1 protein-coding gene is annotated in these 403 nt (G+C 40.2%); it reads right to left on the reverse strand.

Annotation, left to right across the window (positions count from 1 at the left end; all coding sequences use genetic code 11):
- Positions 1–403, reverse strand: a 403-nt coding sequence (locus SAZ04_RS21735) for a 2-hydroxycarboxylate transporter family protein (RefSeq protein WP_332699599.1), incomplete at both ends; no start/stop codon positions are given.

The raw sequence follows: 403 nt of genomic DNA on the forward strand, positions 1-403 counted from the left end.
ATCGCCCCAAGGACGGCTCCAAAAATAGGAATAAAATAACGAACCCCAATTTTCATAAGAACTTTAGAATTCATTCCTAAAATACTTCCCGTAATTAATGCAGCAATGTAGAAATCGAGGAAACCACCTGTTGTCATAAAATCAGTGACACCGGTCGTAACCGTTTCTGGGAGAATGCCACTATAGACCATATAAGCCGATCCGAAAATCGCTACAATAGCTCCTCCACCCAAATAGGTTTTGACGATTGGTAATCTGTCACCTATCCAGCCAAGGAATTCTCCAAACACAACCATCACGAGTAAACTTCCAATCATTCCTGCAGGTAAATTGCCCGTATAAACGGTTACAATCGTTATCGTTAAAAATATAGCAAACCAAACGATGGGCAATCCTAAGATTT

It is taken from the genome of Halalkalibacter lacteus, from assembly GCF_036663595.1.
Classification (GTDB): domain Bacteria; phylum Bacillota; class Bacilli; order Bacillales; family Bacillaceae_D; genus Halalkalibacter; species Halalkalibacter lacteus.